Annotated in this window: 10 protein-coding genes; 3 read left to right on the top strand and 7 right to left on the bottom strand. The window is 73.1% G+C overall.

Annotation, left to right across the window (positions count from 1 at the left end; translation table 11 throughout):
• Positions 1-66: 66 nt before the first annotated feature.
• Positions 67-1,992, top strand: coding sequence for a putative Ig domain-containing protein (locus tag ACIRSS_RS34930; protein ID WP_400902606.1), 1,926 nt, complete (start codon positions 67-69; stop codon positions 1,990-1,992).
• A gap of 46 nt (positions 1,993-2,038) precedes the next feature.
• On the opposite strand, the gene ACIRSS_RS34925 is transcribed toward ACIRSS_RS34930, so the two are convergent.
• Positions 2,039-3,253, bottom strand: coding sequence for an NAD-dependent epimerase/dehydratase family protein (locus tag ACIRSS_RS34925; protein WP_400902604.1), 1,215 nt, complete (start codon positions 3,251-3,253; stop codon positions 2,039-2,041).
• Entirely contained in the window at positions 3,250-4,149 is a 900-nt protein-coding gene (locus tag ACIRSS_RS34920) for a ScbA/BarX family gamma-butyrolactone biosynthesis protein (protein ID WP_400902602.1), read from the bottom strand. The genes ACIRSS_RS34925 and ACIRSS_RS34920 overlap by 4 nt, the downstream gene beginning before the upstream one ends.
• A gap of 273 nt (positions 4,150-4,422) precedes the next feature.
• On the opposite strand from ACIRSS_RS34920, the gene ACIRSS_RS34915 reads away from it, so the two are divergent.
• Positions 4,423-5,052 carry a ScbR family autoregulator-binding transcription factor gene (locus ACIRSS_RS34915; RefSeq protein ID WP_400902599.1) on the top strand — a complete coding sequence of 210 codons (630 nt, stop codon included), beginning with the start codon at positions 4,423-4,425 and terminating at the stop codon, positions 5,050-5,052.
• A 158-nt stretch (positions 5,053-5,210) separates the two neighbouring features.
• Here the strand turns inward: ACIRSS_RS34915 and ACIRSS_RS34910 are convergent, their stop codons facing one another.
• Positions 5,211-5,825, bottom strand: coding sequence for a ScbR family autoregulator-binding transcription factor (locus ACIRSS_RS34910; RefSeq protein WP_400902596.1), 615 nt, complete (start codon positions 5,823-5,825; stop codon positions 5,211-5,213).
• Between the two features lie 331 nt (positions 5,826-6,156).
• Between ACIRSS_RS34910 and ACIRSS_RS34905 the strand changes: the two genes are divergently transcribed.
• Complete coding sequence (locus ACIRSS_RS34905) at positions 6,157-6,873, top strand: BTAD domain-containing putative transcriptional regulator (RefSeq protein ID WP_400902594.1); 717 nt, start codon at positions 6,157-6,159, stop codon at positions 6,871-6,873.
• A gap of 67 nt (positions 6,874-6,940) precedes the next feature.
• On the opposite strand, the gene ACIRSS_RS34900 is transcribed toward ACIRSS_RS34905, so the two are convergent.
• From ACIRSS_RS34900 to ACIRSS_RS34885, 4 genes are all read right to left on the bottom strand, one after another.
• Positions 6,941-7,519, bottom strand: coding sequence for a hypothetical protein (locus ACIRSS_RS34900; protein WP_400902591.1), 579 nt, complete (start codon positions 7,517-7,519; stop codon positions 6,941-6,943).
• Positions 7,520-7,651: 132 nt separating this feature from the next.
• Complete coding sequence (locus ACIRSS_RS34895) at positions 7,652-8,479, bottom strand: ABC transporter permease (protein ID WP_400902589.1); 828 nt, start codon at positions 8,477-8,479, stop codon at positions 7,652-7,654.
• Positions 8,476-9,402 carry an ATP-binding cassette domain-containing protein gene (locus ACIRSS_RS34890; protein ID WP_400902587.1) on the bottom strand — a complete coding sequence of 309 codons (927 nt, stop codon included), beginning with the start codon at positions 9,400-9,402 and terminating at the stop codon, positions 8,476-8,478. Before ACIRSS_RS34890 ends, ACIRSS_RS34895 begins: the two co-directional genes overlap by 4 nt.
• A 121-nt stretch (positions 9,403-9,523) precedes the next feature.
• Entirely contained in the window at positions 9,524-19,789 is a 10,266-nt protein-coding gene (locus ACIRSS_RS34885; RefSeq protein ID WP_400902584.1) for an SDR family NAD(P)-dependent oxidoreductase, read from the bottom strand.
• Positions 19,790-19,791: the final 2 nt, after the last annotated feature.

Genomic DNA, 19,791 nt, shown 5'->3' with positions numbered 1-19,791 from the left:
GGCGGACTGTATAAACAGGACACCCATGGGTCCCCCGTCCGCACGACTTCCCTCCAGGAGGACTCGATGCGCCGTCCACCCCGAAGAATCCTCGCCGTCGCCGGTTTCGCGGCACTGGCGTTGACCACCCCCGCGCTCCCGGCCACCGCGGCGTCCGCCACGACCGCCGTCCACCCGACGGCCCGCGTGTGCGCGCAGACGGCGAAACCGGGCATGGCAACGTGTTTCGCCGAACGCCAGACCGACACCATGCGCGCCGCGCTCGCCCCCAACGCCTTGCCGAGCGGGTTCGGGCCGAGCGGGCTGCGCTCCGCGTACAACCTCACGGCGAGCGGCAGCGCGTCGGCCACCGTGGCCATTGTGGACTCCAACGACGACCCGAACGCCGAAGCCGACCTCGCCACCTACCGGTCGACGTACGGCCTGCCCGCCTGCACCACCGCGAACGGCTGCTTCAAGAAGGTCAACGAAAACGGGCAAAGCAGCCCACTTCCGACGGCGGACAGCGGCTGGGCCGGTGAGATCTCCCTCGACGTCGACATGGTCTCGGCGATCTGCCCCAACTGCCACATCCTGCTCGTCGAGTCGAACCAGCCGAGCATGGCGGACCTCGGCACCGCGGTGAACACCGCCGTTTCCCTGGGCGCCAAGTACGTCTCCAACAGCTACGGCGGCAGTGAGGACGGCACCGAGAACACCTCCGACTCCAGCTACTTCCACCACCCCGGCGTCGCGATCACCGCGAGCACCGGCGACAACGGCTACGGCATCAGCTACCCGGCCTCGTCGCAGTACGTCACCGCCGTCGGCGGCACCTCCCTCACCCAGGGCGGTGGCACCCGCGGCTGGACCGAAACCGCGTGGAGCGGCGCGGGCAGCGGCTGCTCGACCAGCGTGCCCAAGCCGGCGTTCCAGAACGTGACGACCGGGTGCGCCAAGCGCGCCAACGCCGACGTCTCCGCGGTCGCCGACCCGCAGACCGGCGTCGCGGTCTACCAGACCTACGGCGGCAGCGGCTGGGCCGTCTACGGCGGGACCAGCGCGTCCTCCCCGATCATCGCGTCGGTCTACGCGCTCGCCGGCACGCCCGGCGCGTCCGACACGCCCGCCGCGTACCCCTACTCCCACGCGGGCAACCTCAACGACGTCACGTCCGGCAGCAACGGCAGCTGCTCGACGACCGTGCAGTGCAAGGCGGGCGCCGGCTGGGACGGCCCCACCGGGCTCGGCACGCCCAACGGGACCGCCGCCTTCACCGCCGGGACGTCCTCCGGCGGGGTCACCGCGGCGAACCCGGGCAACCAGAGCGGCGTCACCGGGACGGCGGTCAGCCTGCAGCTGTCGGCGTCCGGCGGCAGCGGCGGCTACACCTGGACCGCCACCGGCCTGCCCGCCGGGCTGTCGATCAGCTCTTCGGGGCTGATCTCCGGCACCCCGACCACGGCCGGGACGTACTCGGTGACCGCCACCGCCAAGGACTCCTCCGGCGCCACCGGCAGCACGACGTTCACGTGGACCATCACGTCCCCGGGCGGCGGCTGCTCGGGCCAGAAGCTGGCCAACCCCGGCTTCGAAAGCGGCGCGACGGCGTGGACGGCGTCCAGCGGCGTGATCACCACGTCCGCCGACGGTGAAGCGCCGCACTCCGGCACGTACCTCGCCTACCTGAACGGCTACGGCACCACGCACACCGACACGCTCTCGCAGGCGGTGACCATCCCCAGCGGGTGCCACGCTTCGCTGAGCTACTACCTGCACATCGACTCGGCGGAGACCACGACCACGACGCAGTACGACAAGCTGACGGTCAAGGCCGGGTCGACGACGCTGGCGACCTACTCCAACCTGGACAAGGCGACCGGCTACCAGCAGCGCACGGTCGACGTCTCGGCGTTCGCCGGGCAGACCGTGACGCTGACCTTCACCGGCACCGAAGACTCGTCCCTGCAGACGTCCTTCTGCCTCGACGACACGGCGGTGACGCTGAGCTGAGTGCGTGAACGAGGTGGACCGTCCGCAATGGACGGTCCACCTTCGTTCACCGGACCGCCCCCAGTGACCCGCGGTACCAGGCGGCCGCTTCGGCGAGGCGCGGGCCGAAGCCCGGGCCCGGCGAAACGCCCGTCAGGGCCCAGATGCGGGTGCTGTCGTACCAGTGGTCCCGCGTGAGCAGGGAGTACTGGTGGTCGGTGAGGGCCGGGAGGGCCGCGCGCGTGCGGTCCCGGTGCTCGGTCAGCGAGAGGTCCGCGACCGGTACCGGGAGGTCGAGCAGCTCGCACACGGCCGTGATGAGGCCGCGCAGCCGGACCGGGTCGGGGTCGGCCACGTGGTAGACCTCGCCCGTCCCGCCGGTGCCGGGGTTGAGGGCGAGCACCACGATCGCGGCGGCCAGATCGGCGACCGCCACGAGCGAGGTGCGGGCCTCGCCGCCCGCCGCCCAAGCCGGGACCGCGCTGATCCACCGGGCCAGCGCGGGCACGACGTGCCGGTCACCGTCACCGTGGATGAGGTGCGGCCGCAGCACGACCCCACCGGCGGCGAGGACGAGCCGTTCACCGGCCAGCCTGCTGCGGCTGGTGGCGGACGCGGGCCCGGTCGCGGGCGCGCTCTGCGGTTCGGCCGGCGCACCGGGATCGGACTCGCCGCCCGGCCCGCCGGCTGGCGAAGCCGGGGCCGAGCCCGACCCGCCACGACCGGCCGGCGACCCCGAACCCGAGGCGCCCCACAGCCCACCATGACCGGCCAGGGCCCCCAGATCGGACCTCGACCCGCCGCGACCGGCCTCCACCGCTGGGTCCGTCCCCGGACCGGACCCAGCCCCCTTGCCCCCGTCCGCCGGGCCGGCCCCCTGCTCGCTCGCCGGTTCCAGCGCTCCCCGGTGCACCCCGTCCTGGTAGACCGCGCAGGTGCTCAGGTACAGCACCTCCGCCGTGCCCGCCCGGCGGGCCTCCGCCAGGAGGTTGGCCGTGCCGTCCTCGTTGACGGCCGTGCACAGCTCCTGGTCACCCCCCACCTGCGAAGCGAGGTGCACCAGCGTCGTGATGCCGGTGCACAGCCCCACCAGGCCCGGCGCGTCGGTGACGTCGCCGCGCCAGGTCGTCACGCCCGCGTCGGTCATCCACCCCGGCAGCGGGCGGCGGGCGAGGACGCGGACCCGCGCGCCCTCGCCGCGGGCGACCAGCTCGCGCAGCACCGCCGTGCCGACGAAGCCGGTCGCGCCGGTGACCAGGAGGTCCTGCTCACCGGTTCTCACGACAAGTGCAGCGCCAGCGTGCAGCTCGCGGCCGTGGCGCCCTTCTGGCGGACGTCGACCCGCACGGTCCGGGTGCGGCCCGGGCCGGCCGGGTCCGCGTCGACCACCAGCAGGCACTCCGAATCGAACTCGACGTACGAGTCGAAGCGGAAGTCCGCGCGTTCGGGCAGCGCGTACGGGTCGCCGACCGCCAGCAGCGCCGCCTGGCGGGCCCCTTCGAGCAGCACCATGCCCGGCACGTGGTCGACCGGGTGGTCGAAGAGCACCGCGTGGTCCGGGTCGAAGCGCAGCGCCCACGTGCCGTCCGTCGGCGTCGCCGCCACCAGGACGTCCTCCACGCGGTCGCGGCCGACCGACGCCGGCACGACCGCGGGCAGCACCGCGGCCTGGAACGGCGTCGCCGCGAAGTGGTCGCCCCGCACCCGGCGGTAGACCGCCGAGGACACGCAGCGCCAGCGCTCCGACGCCGTGCCGATCAGGCGCCCGTCGCGGAAGCACTCGAAGTCCAGCCGCATGCCACCGACGTTCTTGCCCCGGAACTCGAGCTCGTGCGCGCTGACCCGCAGGACCACGTCGACCGGCCGGCCCCGGGTGGCCAGGCCCGGCTCGTCGACGTCGTACGCCTTGTGGTCCGACAGGAAGCTGTGGCTGAGCGGAACACCGTACGCACGGTGCGCGATCAGCAGCGCGGCCTGGCGGACGGTCTCCGCGTAAAGCATCGGATCGTGGAACACGGGCGTCCGCGGCCCGAAGAAGCTGTGCCGGCGCGGCCACTGCGCGCCGACTTCGAACCGGCCTTCGCCGAGGATGTGCAGGTCGGTGACGAAAACTTCCGAGACGGCCGCGCGGTGCACGAGGCTCCGCGGGATCGTCTGCTGGAAGTCGACCGAGCTCACCGACGGGATCGTGTCGATCTTGGTTTCCGGTATTTCGCGCACAGACTCCTGAAGCATCATGCCGACCATGACGGTCCTCCTAGAATGTCCAACCCCAGTACCCCAGTGCCCCCCGCATTCAGTTTTAGCGGAATCGGACACGTAAAACCATACCAACCGAGCGGTTTTTTTTGATGGCTTTCCCGGCCCCGGGGACGTAGACTGTCCCTCTGACCCGGGAGTACCGCCGAATGGTCTACTGTGGACTGATCGGCCAGAGTGAGAGGGGCTGACGTGGCTCGCCAAGAGCGTGCGGAGCAGACACGGAACGCGATCCTCGAGGCGGCCGCCTCGCGGTTCGACGCCGTCGGCTTCCTCGGCGCGAGCCTCTCGGACATCCTGACGGAGGCGGGTGTCACGAAGGGTGCGCTGTACTTCCACTTCAAGTCGAAGGAAGACCTCGCCGACGCGCTGATCGACGAGCAGTTCACCGTCTGGGACCCGCTCGCGGAGATCGAGAACCCGGGGCTGCAGACGGTCATCGACCTGACCCAGGAGATGGCGGCCAGCCTGCAGTCCGACGTGCGCGTCCGGGCGAGCATCCGGCTGGTCATCGAGCAGGGCTCGTTCATCGCGCCGGCCGGCAACGCGTACAAGCGGTGGATCGACACGATCCACGGCTGCCTGCTCGCGGCCAAGGCCGCGGGCGACCTGCGCAAGGAAGTCAACGCGTACGACCTGGCGGTGTTCGTGCAGGCGTCGTTCACCGGGATCCAGCTGAGCTCCCAGGTGCTGACCGGCCGGATGGACCTGCTCGAGCGGGTGACGTTCATGTGGACCACGATCTTGAGCTCGGTGGTCCCGCCGCGGCGGTTGCACCGGTTCGTCCCGGAGGGGACGGCGCAGGTGACGGCCGCGGTCTGAGGTTTCGCGGGAACGGGCGGTCCGGTGGTTGCGGGCCGCCTTTTTCACGCCCTGGCGCAGGCGAGGCGGCTCCGGACTGGTTGCCGGGCCGCGCATCCACGGCCTCGCGCGGCGCCGAGGCTCGCGGATGGGAGCGCGGGGACGGCTCGACGGCGCCCTCAGGTCCGGGCCGTGCGGACCGGGGCCGGGCGGTGGGACAGCTCCAGCAGCCGCCACAGCTTGCCCAGCGTCGAGGCCAAGTCGCTGTCCGGGACCACGATCCGGCTCGACACCACCGACTCCAGGCCCACGCACGTCACCACCACCAGCAGCTCCGCGGTCTCGACCGGCACGTCCGCGCCCAGCTCGCCGCCGGCCAGTGCCTCCGTCACGTACTCGTGGACCTGCGCCAGCCACGCCCGGGAAAACACCACGAACCGCTCGTCCACGGAACCCATCTCGCGGGCCATGCGGAAGCTCGCGCCCACCTTGGGGTCCGCGTCGAGCCAGTGCATCAGCGCCCGGCTCAGGTCCGCCAGCCTCGGCAACGCCGGGCGGGACACCGCCAGCTGCCTGCTCACGTGCTCGCGCAGCACCGCCGTCGCCGCTTCCTGGACCTCGTCGCAGATCTCGTCCTTGGACGAGAAGTGGAAGTACAGGCCACCCTTGGTGACGCCCGCCGCCTGGGCGATGCCCACCATGCTGGTGGCCGCGTACCCGTCGCGGTGCAGCAGCTCGGCCGCGGCTTCCAGCAACAGGCGCCGCGTGTGTTCCGAGCGTGCCTGCTTGGTCACCGTCGGTCCCCTCGTCCCGGCGCAGGGGTCTGCGCGTCTCGATCATGATTACATACCAACCGCCCGGTTTACAACTAGGGGAACCCCAGAAACCGGCCCCAGACAACGGGGTTCGCGACCGCTCACAGAACAAACCGACCGACCTCCCGGTTTTGTCTTGAAAACCGGGAGGTCGGTTTAGTACGCTGCCGGAGTGGGACCGGGCAGTTGGGCGCTGGAGGACAACACTGGGGGCGCCGGGCCGGGCAGATCCGATCGACGCGGACACCGGAGGGCACTGGAAATGGACTACGGGATACTGGGGCAGATCAGAGTCGAAGGGCGGCCTGGCGTGAGCGCCCCGCGGGCACGCAAGATCGAGACGCTGCTCGCCGTGCTGCTGGTCAAGCGCAACCAGGTGGCGACCACCGAACACCTCATCGGCGAGCTCTGGGGAGAGCACCCGCCGGCCCGCGCGAGCGCCGCGCTGTACGTCTACGTCTCGCAGCTGCGGAAGCTGCTGCGCGGCACGGGTGACGACGCCGACGACAGCCCCGTCGTCACCAGCCCGCGCGGCTACTCGCTGCACGTCACCGACGGCGAGCTCGACGCCGACCGCTTCACCCGCCTCTACGAGCGCGGCCGGGCCCTGTACTGGGACCGCAACTACAAGGAGGCCGCGGCCGTCCTGCGCCAGGCCGCGAATCTATGGCGCGGTGAGGCGTTCGGCGGCTTCACCGACTCCCCCGACGTCCAGGCCTACGCGACGCTGCTGGAGGAAAGCCGGCTGGAGTGCCTGGAACTGCTGATGGAAACCGAGCTGCTGATCGGACGGCACCGCGAGGTCGTCGGTCAGCTGTCCGCGCTGGCGAAGGAACACACGCTGCGCGAGACGTTCTACGAGTACCTGATGACCGCCCTGCTGCGCTCGAACCGCCGTGCGGAGGCCCTCGAGACCTTCGCTTCCGCCCGGCAGCACCTGGTTCAGCAGCTGGGCATCGAACCCGGCAGTTCGCTGCGGAAGCTGCACCACAGCATCCTCGTCGGCGAGATGTCGGACGCGGTCTGACCGAGTCCGCGTCCGGCCCCGAGAGGCCCGGTCCACCGCCACGAGCGGGGACCGGGCCTCTTTACATTTAGCTGCGGTAGAGGGAGACGACCGGCGAACCGCACGCGGCGGGCTCGCCGTACCAGCCACCCCAGCGGCTGTCGAGCGCCAGCTCGGCCAGCTCGGCCATGAGGTCCAGCTCCGACGGCCACACGTACCGCAGCGGCACCCGCGCGTCGGCCAGGAACAGCGTCTGACGCGCGCAGTCGTGCCCGGTCACCAGCGGGTGCGAAGCCCAGCGAGCCGGGTCGGGGTGGTGGCCCTGCACGACGAGGGCGCCGCCGGGCCGCAGCAGCGCCGCCAGCTTGCGGACCGCGCGCACCTGCTCCCGCTGCACGAGCAGCCGGGAAAGAACGTCCGCACCGGCGTACACGACGTCGAAACGCCGGCCGGGCAGGCTGTCGAAGCCCGCCTCCGTGACGGCGTACCCCAGTTCCGCGAGCTCGTCCGCGACCGGGCCCGCGTTCAGGACGAGCACCCGCGGGCGGCTCGCGACGCGGTCGGCGACCTCGGCGAGGAACGCCGCCGCGCCGGCCGGATCGGCAGCCAGCGGGGCGGACCACGCGTCGAGCGTCACGGCCGGGTTCTCGGCGATGCGGGTCGGCATCGGGGCCACCTCACTTCACGGACTGGTCGGATCTCCTCTACGCAGAGTGCCCGACCGACCTAAAGTCGACCTTGCGCGCGCGAAAGCGGCCCGTGCGCGGGGCACGGGCCGCCTTCGGTGACGCGGGAACGCTCAGCCGCGGGAGCGCTGGTGGAACTTCCGGATCGCGAGGTACGCGGCACCGGCGGTGATGACGCCCCACCAGGCCAGCGCCAGCCAGCCGGTCGAGCCCAGGTCGGTGCCGTTCATCAGGCCGCGGACGGCGTCGATCAGCACCGTCACCGGCTGGTTGTCGACGACGGCCCGCAGCACCGACGGCATCGACGCCGTCGGCACGAGCGCGCTGGTGGCGTAGGGGATGAACACGAGGATCATGCCCAGGCCACCCGCGCCCTCGACGGTCTTGGCGATCGACCCCAGCAGCGTGGCGAGCCAGAAGATGCCGGAGGCGAACAGCACCAGCAGGCCGATCGCGCCGAGCCAGCCGAGCACGCCGCCCGCCGGGCGGAACCCGACGGCCAGGCCGACCGCGACCATCACGACGAGGGAAAGCATGCTGCGCAGCACGCCGGAGACGACGTGGCCGACGAGGACGGCCGGGCCGGCCATCGGCATCGAGCGGAACCGCTCCACCAGGCCCTGGGTCAGGTCCGCGGCCACGCCGACGACGGTCGTCGTCGAGTTGAAGCCGATGCTGACGACGACCAGGCCGGGCACCAGGTAGTCGATGTAGGCCATGCCGGGCAGGTTGATGGCCCCGCCGAACATGAAGCGGAACAGCAGCAGGAGCACGATCGGCAGCGAGACCGCCTGGATCAGCATCTCCGCGTTGCGGGCGATGTGCTTGACGTTGCGCCCGATCAGGACGCGGCAGTCGGACAGCGCCAGCGCGAAGGACGAGCGGCTCGGGGTGTCGGGGATCTGCGTCCCTTCGACCTCCCTGGACAGGGTCTGGGTCATCGCTTCTCTCCCGCGGTTCCGGTAAGGGTGTGGAAAACGTCGTCCAGGGTCGGCTCGGAGAGCTCCAGCCCGGTGGTCTCGAGGCCCGCGTCGGCGACCCGGTTGAGCACCAGCCGGACCTGCGCGGGCTGGTCGATCCCGACGCTGACGGTGCCGTCGGTCAGCACGCCGCCGGTGACGTCGTGCGCGCGCGCCGCCTCGGCGGCGGTGGCGAAGGTGAGCTTCAGCCGCTCGGTCCCCACCTTGCGCTTCAGCTCGGCCGCCGTGCCCTCGGCGACCACGCGGCCCTTGTCGATCACCGCGATCCGGTCGGCGAGCTGGTCGGCTTCCTCGAGGTACTGCGTGGTGAGCAGGATCGTGGTGCCGCCGTCGAGCAGCTCGCGGATCGCGTCCCACATCGCCGAGCGGCTGCGCGGGTCGAGACCGGTGGTCGGCTCGTCGAGGAACAGCACCGGCGGCGAGGTGATCAGGCTGATCGCCAGGTCGAGCCGGCGGCGCATGCCACCGGAGTAGGTCTTGACCGGGCGGTCGCCGGCCTCGGACAGGTCGAACTGCGCGAGCAGCTCGGTGGCGCGGCTCTTGGCCGCCGGCGTGGCCAGGTGGAACAGCCGCGCCATCATCTCCAGGTTCTCGCGGCCGGTGAGCAGCTCGTCGACCGCGGTGTCCTGGCCGGTGAGGCCGATCTGCTCGCGCACCTTCCGCTTGGGCCCGGCGAGGTCGTGGCCGTTGATCGTCACGGTGCCGCCGTCGGCGTCCAGGAGGGTGCTGAGGATCCGCACCGTCGTGGTCTTGCCCGCGCCGTTCGGGCCGAGCAGCGCGAACATCGTGCCGCGCCGCACGCTCAGGTCGACGCTTTCCAGGACGTCCACGTCGCCATAGGACTTGCGCAGCCCCCGTGCTTCGATTGCGTAGCCGGTGACCATGGGTTACCTCTCCTCGTTCGGGTCAAGATCGTGGTGAAGCACGGGAAACTCTCCGTACCAGTGGGCCATAGCCGCCTCCGCGGCGGCAATAATGGCCGGGCCGGGCCGGAATAGGGGTCGACTAATCGTCGTCACCACCGCCGATCGCCATGCTGATCAGCGCGTCGGTGTCGAGGTCGTCGATCGTGGCCTCTTCGACGGCTTCCGGCTCCACGGTGTCTTCGGGCAGGCGGACGCCCGCCAGTTCCAGCAGGCCGTCCAGGAGCCCGGCGGCGCGCAGCTTCTCCAGCGGGATGCCCGCCAGCGCCTCGCGAACCCCTTGCTCGGTAACGGCTTCCTCGACGACCTCGACCTCGGCCGGGGCCAGTTCGCCGACCAGGTGCTCGGCGAGGACCCGCGGGGTCGGGTAGTCGAAGATCAGGCTCACCGGCAGCTTCAGGCCGGTGACGAGGCTGAGCTTGTTGCGGAACCCGGTGGCGGACAGCGAATCGAAGCCGACCTCGTTGAACGAGCGGTCCGGTTCCACCGCCTCCGGCCCGGCGTGGCCGAGCAGCGTCGCCGCGTGGGTGCGGACCAGCGTCAGCACGGTCGGGACGCGCTTGGCGACCGGCAGGCCCGCCAGTTTGCGAGCCAGCGACTCGGTGTCCTCGGCCGCCTCCTGCGCCGCCCGGCGGCCGGGGGTGCCGGCCAGGCCGCGCAGGACGGCGGGCAGGTCGTCGTCACCCGACGACGCCAGCACGCGGGTGTCCAGCGCGATCGGCACCAGCAGCGCCTCCGCGCCGCCGGCCGCCGCGTCCAGCAGCGCCAGTCCGTCCTCAGTGGACAGTGCGGTGATGCCGGTCTCGCCGATGCGGTGCGCGTCCGCGTCGTCCAGGGCTTCGCCCATGCCGTCGGCCCACAGGCCCCACGCCAGCGACGTCCCGGCGAGGCCGTCGGCCCGCCGCCGGGCCGCCAGGGCGTCGAGGAACGCGTTGGCCGCGGCGTAGCTGCCCTGCCCCGGTGCGCCGAGGACGCCGGCGGCCGAGGAGAACAGCACGAACGCCGTGAGGTCGAGGTCCCGGGTCAGTTCGTCGAGCACCGAGGCCGCGTCCGCCTTCGGCCGCAGCACCGTGTCCAGGCGCTCCGGGGTCAGCGACGTCAGGACGCCGTCGTCGAGCACGCCGGCCGCGTGCACCACGGCTCGCAGCGGCGCCTCCGCCGGGATCCCGGCCAGCAGCGCGGCCACGGCGTCGCGGTCGGCGACGTCGCAGGCGGCGATGGTGACGTCGGCGTCGAGCGCGGCCAGCTCGGCCGCCCCCGGTGCGTCGGCGCCCCGGCGGCTGACCAGCAGCAGGTTGCGCACGCCGTGCTCGGTGACCAGGTGCCGGGCCACGGCCGAGCCCAGCGCGCCGGTCGCGCCGGTGACCAGGACCGTGCCTTCGGCGTCCCAGACCGGGGCCGCCACCGCGTCGGGCGCCTTGGCCAGCCGCGGCACCAGCACCGCGCCGGCCCGCAGCGCCACCTGCGGCTCGTCGGACGCCGCCACCGCGGCGAGCGTCCGGCCCGCCGGGGTACCCGCGCCGAGGTCGACGAGGGTGATCCGGTCCGGGTGCTCGGCCTGCGCCGAGCGGACCAGGCCGGCCACCGCGGCCCCGACCGGGTCGGGGTTCTCGTCCGCCTCGGTCGCCACCGCGCCGCGGGTCACGACGATCAGCGACTCCCCCGGTCCGGCCAGCCAGGACTGCAGCAGGCCGAGCACGCGGTGCAGTTCGGCGTGCAGGTCGTCGCCGGCCACCGGGAGCACGGCCGGGCCGGTCGCCTCCGCCTCGGCGCCCAAAGCTTCGGTGAGACCGAAGGCGTCGGTACCCAGCACGGACCAGTCGGTGACCTCGGCGACCGCGTCCAGCTCGGCGGGTTCCCAGGCGACGCGGAACAGCGTGTCGCCACCGCCGGTCGGCGCGGCCTGCGGAACGGCGGACATCGGGCGCAGCAGCAGCGACTCCACCGACGCGACCGGAGCCCCGGCGCCGTCGGCGATGTCCAGCGCGACCGCGCCGGTGCCCACCGGCCGGACGTGCACCCGCAGCGTCGTCGCGCCGACGGCATGCAGGCGCACGCCTTCCCACGCGAACGGCAGGGCGGGTTCGCTGCCCGCCGCGCCGGAGACGCCGATGGTGTGCAGCGCCGCGTCGAGCACGGCCGGGTGGACGCCGTAACGGTCCACATCGGACACCGAAGCCGGGAGCCGGATCTCGGCGAACGCCTCGCCGTCGCGCTTCCAGGCCGCGACGAGCCCGCGGAACGCGGGACCGTAGGCCAGCCCGTCGGCCGCCAGCTCGTCGTACGTCCCGTCCAGGTTGACCTGCTCGGCGCCGGCGGGCGGCCAGGCCGTCAGGCCGAAGCCCACCTTCGGACCGGCCTTGGCGAGCTTGCCGGTGGCGTGCCGTGTCCACGCGCCGCTCGCGCCCTCGGGCCGCGAGTGGACGCTGAACGCGCGGGTGCCGTCGGCGCCGGGCGCCTCGACGGCGAACTGGACGCGGACGCCGGTCCGCTCCGGCACGACCAGCGGGTACTCCAGGGTCAGCTCGTCCAGGCGCGGGCAGCCCGCCTCGTCGCCCGCGCGGATCGCCATCTCGACGAACCCGGTGCCGGGGAAGAGGATCGCACCGCCGACGACGTGGTCGGCCAGCCACGAGTGCGTGCCCACGGACAGCCGTCCGGTGAACAGCAGCCCGTCGGCGCCGGCCAGTTCGAGGGCCGACCCGAGCAGCGGGTGGTCCTCCTGGCTCACCGCGCCGGTGGTGCTCTCCAGCCAGAAGCGCTGCCGCTGGAACGGGTAGGTCGGCACCGCGACCGGCCTCGCGCCGGTGGGCTCGTACACCGCGGTCCAGTCGACGTCGACGCCGCTGACGTGCAGCTGCGCGATGCCGGTCAGGGCGGCGACGGCCTCGTCGTTCTCCTTGTGCAGCAAGGAAGCCACGACGTCCGGCCGTTCGTCGAAGCACGCGGCCGTCATCGCGGCGAGCGTGGTGTCCGGACCCAGCTCCAGGAACCGGTTGACGCCCTCGGCCGCGGCGCGGGTGACCGCGTCGGCGAACCGGACGCCTTCGCGAACTTGCTGGACCCAGTACTCCGGCGAGGTCAGGTCGGCGCCCTCGGCGACCGTCGAGACGACCGGGATCCGCGGCGACGCGTAGGTCAGCTCCGCGGCGATCGCCCGGAACTCCTCGAGCATCGGCTCCATCAGGCGGGAGTGGAACGCGTGCGACACCTTCAGCTGCTTGGTGCGCTCGAACTTCGCCGCCACCGCGGCCACGGCGTCGGCCGCTCCCGAGATCACGACGGAGTTCGGCCCGTTGACCGCGGCGATGTCGACGCTGTCGTCGCGCACTTCCTCCGCCGTCGCTTCGATCGCCACCATCGCGCCGCCGGTCGGCAGCGCCTGCATCAGCGCACCCCGGGCGACCACCAGCTTGGCCGCGTCCGCCAGGGAGAACACGCCCGCGCAGTGGGCCGCGGCGATCTCGCCGATCGAGTGGCCGAGCAGGACGTCCGGCTTGACGCCCCACGACCGCACCAAGCGGAACAGCGCGACTTCCAGCGCGAACAGCGCGGGCTGGGTGTACCGGGTCTCGTCCAGCTCGTCGGTGACCGAGCGGATCGGGCGGTCCAGGTGCCGGTCGACTTCCGCACAGACCTCGTCGTAGGCGGCCGCGAACGCCGGGAACTGCTCGGCGAGCCGGGCCCCCATGCCGACGCGCTGCGCACCCTGGCCGGCGAACAGGAACGCCGTGCGTCCGCCCGCGGTGGCGATACCGCTGACGACGCCGCGCGCCTCCTCTTCGTCGACCAGCGCGGCGAGACCGCGGACGAACTGCGGCGACCGCTGGCCGATCAGCACCGCGCGGCGGTCGAACGCGCCGCGGGTGGTGGCCAGCGAGAAGCCGATGTCGGCGAGGCTGCCCTCCGGGTCTTCGTCCACATAGGACATGAGCTGCTCGGCCTGGGCGCGCAACGCCGCCGCGCCGCGGCCGGAGACCGGCCACGCGACCGGGCCGTCGTGGTCGTGCCCGCCGCCGGTCACCTCGCGGCGGTCGCCCTCCTCCAGGATCACGTGCGCGTTGGTTCCGCTCACGCCGAACGACGAGACGCCGGCGCGGCGGATGTGCCCGTTCGGCAGCCACTTCACCGGCTCGACCAGCGGCCGGACACCACCGGACGACCAGTCGATCTCACTCGACGGGCGGCCGACGTGCAGCGTCGCGGGCAGCTCGCCCTGGCGCATGGCCATCACCATCTTGATGACACCGGCCGCGCCGGCCGCGGCCTGCGTGTGGCCGAGGTTCGACTTGACCGAACCGATCCACAGAGGACGGTCGGCCGAGGTCTCCTTGCCGTAGGTGGCCAGCAGCGCCTGGACCTCGATCGGGTCGCCCAGCTTCGTGCCGGTGCCGTGCGCCTCGACGGCGTCGACGTCGGCGGCGGTGATGCCCGCGTCGGCCAGCGCCGCCCGGATCACGCGCTGCTGCGCGGGGCCGTTGGGGGCGGTGAGGCCGTTGGACGTGCCGTCCTGGTTGACCGCGCTGCCCTTGAGCACCGCGAGCACCGGGTGGCCGAGGCGCCGGGCCTCGGACAGCCGCTCCAGCACCAGCACGCCGACGCCCTCGGACCAGGTGGTGCCGTCGGCGTCGTCGGAGAACACCTTGCAGCGGCCGTCGGCGGCCAGCCCCTTCTGCCGGCTGAACTCGACGAACGTCTCCGGCGTCGCCATCACGGTGACACCACCGGCCAGGGCCAGGGAGCAGTCGCCGCCGCGCAGGGCCTGGGCCGCCATGTGCATCGCGACCAGCGAAGACGAGCACGCCGTGTCGACGCTGACCGCCGGGCCCTCCAGTCCGAGCGTGTAGGACACCCGGCCGGTGACGATCGAGCCGGCGCTGTTGGCGCCCACGTAGTCGTGGTACTGGACGCCCGCGTAGACACCGGTCGGGCTGCCCTTGAGCGAGGTGGGGTCGATGCCCGCGCGCTCGAGGGCCTCCCAGCAGGCCTCCAGCAGCAGCCGCTGCTGCGGGTCGATCGCCGGAGCTTCCTTCGGCGAGACGCCGAAGAAGGTGGCGTCGAAGTCGCCGGCGTCGTGGACGAACCCGCCGCGGGCCACATAGGTGGTCCCGGGGCGGCGGCCGGTCGGGTCGAGCAGGCCGTCGACGTCCCAGCCGCGGTCGGCCGGGAAGTCGCCGATGGCGTCGCGCCCGCCGGCGACGAGGTCCCACAGCTGCTCGGGCGAGGTGACCCCGCCGGGCAGCCGGCAGGCCATGCCGACGATCGCGATGGGCTCGTCCGACGCCTTGGCCGACGCCGTGGCGATCTCCGCGACCCCGCCCACCAGCTCGGTGAGCAGGTGCGCGGCCAGCGCCGACGGCGTCGGGTGGTCGAAGATCAGCGTCGCGGGCAGCCGCTGGCCGGTCGCCGCGGTGAGGCCGTTGCGCAGCTCGATCGCGGTGAGCGAGTCGAAGCCGAGCGACTGGAACTGCGCGGCCGGCTCGATCTCGTGCCCGCCGCCGTAGCCGAGGACGGTGGCCGCGTGCCCGCGGACCAGGTCCAGCACGGCGTCGGCCCGGTCGGCCTCCGGCAGGGCGCGGACGCGGGCGGCGAAGGAGTCCTCGGCAGCCGCGGACGCACTCGCGGCGACGCGCCGGGTCGGCCGTCCGGTCAGCTCCTCCAGGGTCTTCGGGATCCGGTCCAGCTTCCGCAGCGCCGGCAGGTCGAGCTTGACCGGCACGACGGCGGCCTGCCTGGACGCCAGCGCGCGGTCGAAGAGGTCGAGAGCGTCCGAAGTGGACAGTGGCACGATGCCGCCCGAAGCCAGGCGCGCGACCTCGGCCTCGGTCAGCGTGCCGCCCATGCCGCCGACCTCGCCCCACAGGCCCCAGCCCAGCGACAACGCGGGCAGGCCGTGCGCGACGCGGTGGGCGGCGAGGCCGTCGAGGAACGCGTTCGCGGCGGCGTACCCGCCCTGGCCCGGGGCGCCGAGCACGCCGGAGACCGAGGAGAACAGCACGAACGCCGAGAGCGCAGTGTCGCGGGTCAGCTCGTGCAGGTTGAGCGCGCCGTCGACCTTCGGCCGCAGCACGGTGTCGAGGCGCTCGGGCGTGAGCGCGGTGATGACGCCGTCGTCGAGGACGCCCGCGGCGTGCACCACGGACGTGAGCGGGTGCTCGGCCGGGATCGCGGCCAGGACCCGGGCCAGCGCGGCGCGGTCGGCGACGTCGCAGAGCGCGATGTCGACGTGTACACCCAGCTCGGCGCCCAGGCCTTCCAGCGCGGGCGTGCTGCGGCGGCTGACCAGCAGGAACCGCCGGACGTCGTGCTTTGCGGCCAGGTGCCGGACGAGCGCGCCGCCGATCGCGCCGGACGCGCCGGTGACCAGGACCGTGCCGCCCGGGTGGAAGTACGCCGGTTCGGCGGCCGCCGAGGCGCGCACCAGCCGCGGGACGAGGACCGCGCCGAAGCGGACGGCGGCCTGCGGTTCCCCGGTGGCGAGGACCTGCGGAAGTACCTCGGCCGCGGTGCTCTCGGCGTCCAAGTCCAGGAGCACGAACGTGTCCGGGTTCTCCTCCTGCGCCGAGCGCACGAGCCCCCAGGCCGCGGCCGCGGCGAGGTCGGTGACGCCCCCGGCCGCCGCGACGGCACCCCGGGTGACGACGACCAGGCGCGCGTCCTCCGGGTGCTCCTCGGCGAGCCAGTTCTGCAGCGCGCCGAGCACGCGGTGGGCCAGCTCGTGCGTGTCGGAACCCGTGGCGTCGAAGATCTCGGCGTTCGCGGTGTCCACAGTGGACTCCGCGCCGATGCGCCGCCACTCGACCCGGTAGAGCGGGGCTTCGGTCGCGACCGGCGCGGTGAACGCGCGGAACACGGTCTCGGCGACGGTGGCGACCGGTGCCCCGGTGGAGTCGGCGAGGGCGACCGCGAAGCCGTCCTCGGTGGTCGGCGTGAACCTCACCCGCAGCGCCGAAGCGCCGGTGGCGTGCAGTTCGACACCGGTCCAGCAGAACGGGACGCGGCCGACTCCGCCGTCACCGCCACCCGCGACGCGCAGGGCGTGCGTGCAGGCGTCGAGCGCGGCCGGATGCAGGCCGAAGCGCTCGGCGTCGCTGTCCTCGGGCAGGGCGACCTCGGCGAAGACCTCGCGGCCGCGGCTCCAGACCGCGCGCAGCGAGCGGAAGAGCGGGCCGTAGGTGAGGCCGGTGCCGGCGAAGTCGTCGTAGAGGCCGTCGATCGCGACGGGCTCGGCGCCGGCGGGCGGCCACTCGGTCAGTTCGGTCCCGCGGTGCGCCTGCGGGGCGACGGTGCCGTCGGCGTGCGCCGTCCACGGGTCGTCGGTGTCCTCGAGGCGCGAGTGGACGCTGACGGCGCGGACGCCGTTCTCGCCCGCGGCCCCGACCGTGACCTGCACCTGGACGCCGCCGCGGTCCGGGACGACCAAGGGGCTGCCGAGGGTGAGCTCCTCGATGCGGCCGCAGCCGACCTGGTCGCCGGCGCGGATCGCCAGCTCCAGGAAGGCCGTGCCGGGCACGGTGGCGACGTCGCCGAGCCGGTGCTCGTCGAGCCACGCGTGGGTCTCGAGCGAGAGGCGGCCGGTGAGGACGACGCCGTCGGTGTCGGCGAGCGCGACGGCCGCGCCGAGCAGCGGGTGCCCGGCGGAGGTGAGGCCGGCGGCGGACACCTCGTCGCGGTTGGCGCGGGCGTCGATCCAGTAGCGCTTGCGCTGGAAGGCGTACGGCGGCAGGTCGACGCGCCGGGCGCCGCGGCCCTCGAACACCGCGGCCCAGTCCGGGGTCAGGCCGCTGACGTACAGCTCGGCCAGCGCCGTGAGCGCGGTGGCGGGCTCGGGACGGTCCTTGCGCAGGACCGGCACGACGACCGCGTCGAAGCTCTGGCGAGCCAACGCCGACAGCACGCCGTCCGGGCCGACCTCGACGAACCGCGAGACGCCCTGCGCGCTCAGCGTGGTGAGGCCGTCGTGGAACCGGACGGCCGCGCGGACGTGCGAGACCCAGTACTCCGGCGTGGCGACCTCGCCCCCGGCGAGCGCGCCGGAGACGTTCGAGACCAGCGGGATCTCGGGCTGGGAGTATGTGAGCGTGCGGGCGACCTCGCCGAACTCGGCCAGCATCGGCTCCATCAGCGGCGAGTGGAACGCGTGCGACACCTTCAGCTTCGACGACTTGCGGCCCTCGAACTGCGCGACGACGGCGGTGACGGCGTCCTCGGTGCCGGACAGCACGACGGAGTCGGGACCGTTGATCGCGGCGATGCTGACGCCGTCGGTCAGGTGCGGCGTGACCTCGTCCTCGGTGGCCTGCAGCGCGACCATCGCGCCCCCGGTGGGCAGCGCCTGCATCAGCTTCGCGCGGGCGGCGACCAGAGTGCACGCGTCGGCCAGGGACAGCACTCCGGCGACGTGCGCGGCGGCCAGCTCGCCGACCGAGTGGCCGAGCAGGAAGTCGGGCTTGATGCCCCACGAGGACAGCAGCCGGAACAGCGCGACCTCGATCGCGAACAGCGCGGGCTGGGTGTAGCCGGTCTGGTTGATCAGGCGCGGCTTGTCGAAGACGACCGTCTTCAGTGGACGGTCGAGGTGCTGGTCCAGTTCCGCGCAGACCTCGTCGAACGCGGCGGCGAACACCGGGAACGCGGCGGCCAGCTCGGCTCCCATGCCCGCGCGCTGCGCGCCCTGGCCGGAGAACAGGAAGGCGGTGAGCCCTTCGACGGGGCTACCGGTGACCAGCTCGCCGGCCGCCAGGGCGGTGAGCCCGGCCTTGCCGTCGAGCACGACGGCGCGGTGGCTCAGCGGCGACCGGGACGTCGCCAGCGAGAACCCGAGGTCGAGCGGGGACACACCGTCCACAACGGACAGCAGCTTCGCGGCTTGGGCCTTGAGCGCGGTGGTGCCGTGACCGGACAGCGGCCACGGGACCGGCACTTCGGCGGGCCAGCTCGGCGTGGTCTCCTCGACCTCGACGGCCGGGGCCTCTTCGACGATCACGTGCGCGTTGGTGCCGCTGACGCCGAACGACGAAACCCCGGCGCGGCGCGGCTTCTCACCCACCGGCCATGACCGCTCCTCGGTCAGCAGCTCGACGTTCCCGGCGGTCCAGTCGACTTCGGTGCTCGGCTCGGTGACGTGCAGGGTCTTCGGTAGCAGGCCGTTGCGCAGCGCCTGCACCATCTTGATCACGCCGCCGACCCCCGCCGCGCCCTGGGCGTGGCCGATGTTCGACTTGATCGAACCGAGCCACAGCGGGCGGTCGCGGTCCTGGCCGTAGGTGGCGAGCAGGGCCTGCGCCTCGATCGGGTCGCCGAGCGTGGTGCCGGTGCCGTGACCCTCGACGGCGTCCACATCGGACGCCGAGAGCTGCGCGTTGGCCAGCGCCTGGCGGATGACGCGCTGCTGGGACGGGCCGTTCGGGGCGGTGAGGCCGTTGGACGCGCCGTCGGAGTTGACCGCGGTGCCGCGCACGACGGCGAGGACGGGGTGGCCGTTGCGGCGCGCGTCGGACAGCCGCTCCAGCAGGAGCGTGCCCGCGCCCTCGGCCCAGCCGGTGCCGTCGGCACTGTCGGAGAACGGCTTGCAGCGGCCGTCGGCGGCGAGGCCGCGCTGGCGGCTGAACGCGACGAACGGGCCCGGCCGCGACATCACCATGACGCCACCGGCGAGCGCCAGCGCGCAGTCGCGCTGCCGCAGCGCCTGCACGGCCAGGTGCAGCGCGACCAGCGACGACGAGCAGGCCGTGTCGATCGTGATGGCCGGGCCCTCCAGGCCCAGCGCGTAGGCGATCCGGCCGGAGATGACCGAGCCGGCGTTGCCGGTGCTCAGGTAGTCCTGGACCTCGCCGGCGAGCACCGCCGGGGGCAGCTCGTCGTAGTAGTCCTGGTCGCCGCTGCCGAGGAAGACGCCGACCTGCTGCTTGGCCAGTGAGTGCGGCGCGATGCCGGCGCGTTCGAAGGTCTCCCAGGCCAGCTCCAGAGTGAGCCGCTGCTGCGGGTCCATCGCGAGCGCCTCGCGCGGCGAGATGCCGAAGAAGGGCGCGTCGAACTGGGCGACGTCGTGGATGAACCCGCCCTCGCTCACGTAGCTCGTGCCCGGGCTGTCGGGGTCGGCGTCGAACATCGTGTCCAGGCCCCAGCCGCGGTCGGCCGGGAACGGCCCGATCGCGTCCCGGCCCTGCGCCACCAGCTCCCAGAGGTCCTCCGGGGAGCGGACGTCGCCCGGGTACCGGCAGCCCATCGCGACGATGGCGATCGGCTCGGCGTCGGCGGCCTCGACCTCGCGCAGCCGCTCCCGCGTCTCCTGCAGGGTGGCGGTCACCCGCTTCAGGTAGTCGACCAGCTTGCTTTCGTCAGTCATCG

The organism is Amycolatopsis sp. NPDC101161 (assembly GCF_044768185.1).
GTDB lineage: Bacteria > Actinomycetota > Actinomycetes > Mycobacteriales > Pseudonocardiaceae > Amycolatopsis.
The sequence above is the reverse complement of the archived record's forward strand: the minus strand, read 5'-3'. Positions and strand labels throughout refer to the sequence as shown.

Coding starts and splice junctions, on each gene's coding strand:
- ACIRSS_RS34930 (WP_400902606.1), top strand. CDS start 67: ATGCGCCGTCCACCCCGAAGAATCCTCGCCGTCGCCGGTTTCGCGGCA.
- ACIRSS_RS34900 (WP_400902591.1), bottom strand. CDS start 7,519: ATGCCGACCCGCATCGCCGAGAACCCGGCCGTGACGCTCGACGCGTGG.
- ACIRSS_RS34895 (WP_400902589.1), bottom strand. CDS start 8,479: ATGACCCAGACCCTGTCCAGGGAGGTCGAAGGGACGCAGATCCCCGAC.
- ACIRSS_RS34890 (WP_400902587.1), bottom strand. CDS start 9,402: ATGGTCACCGGCTACGCAATCGAAGCACGGGGGCTGCGCAAGTCCTAT.
- ACIRSS_RS34885 (WP_400902584.1), bottom strand. CDS start 19,789: ATGACTGACGAAAGCAAGCTGGTCGACTACCTGAAGCGGGTGACCGCC.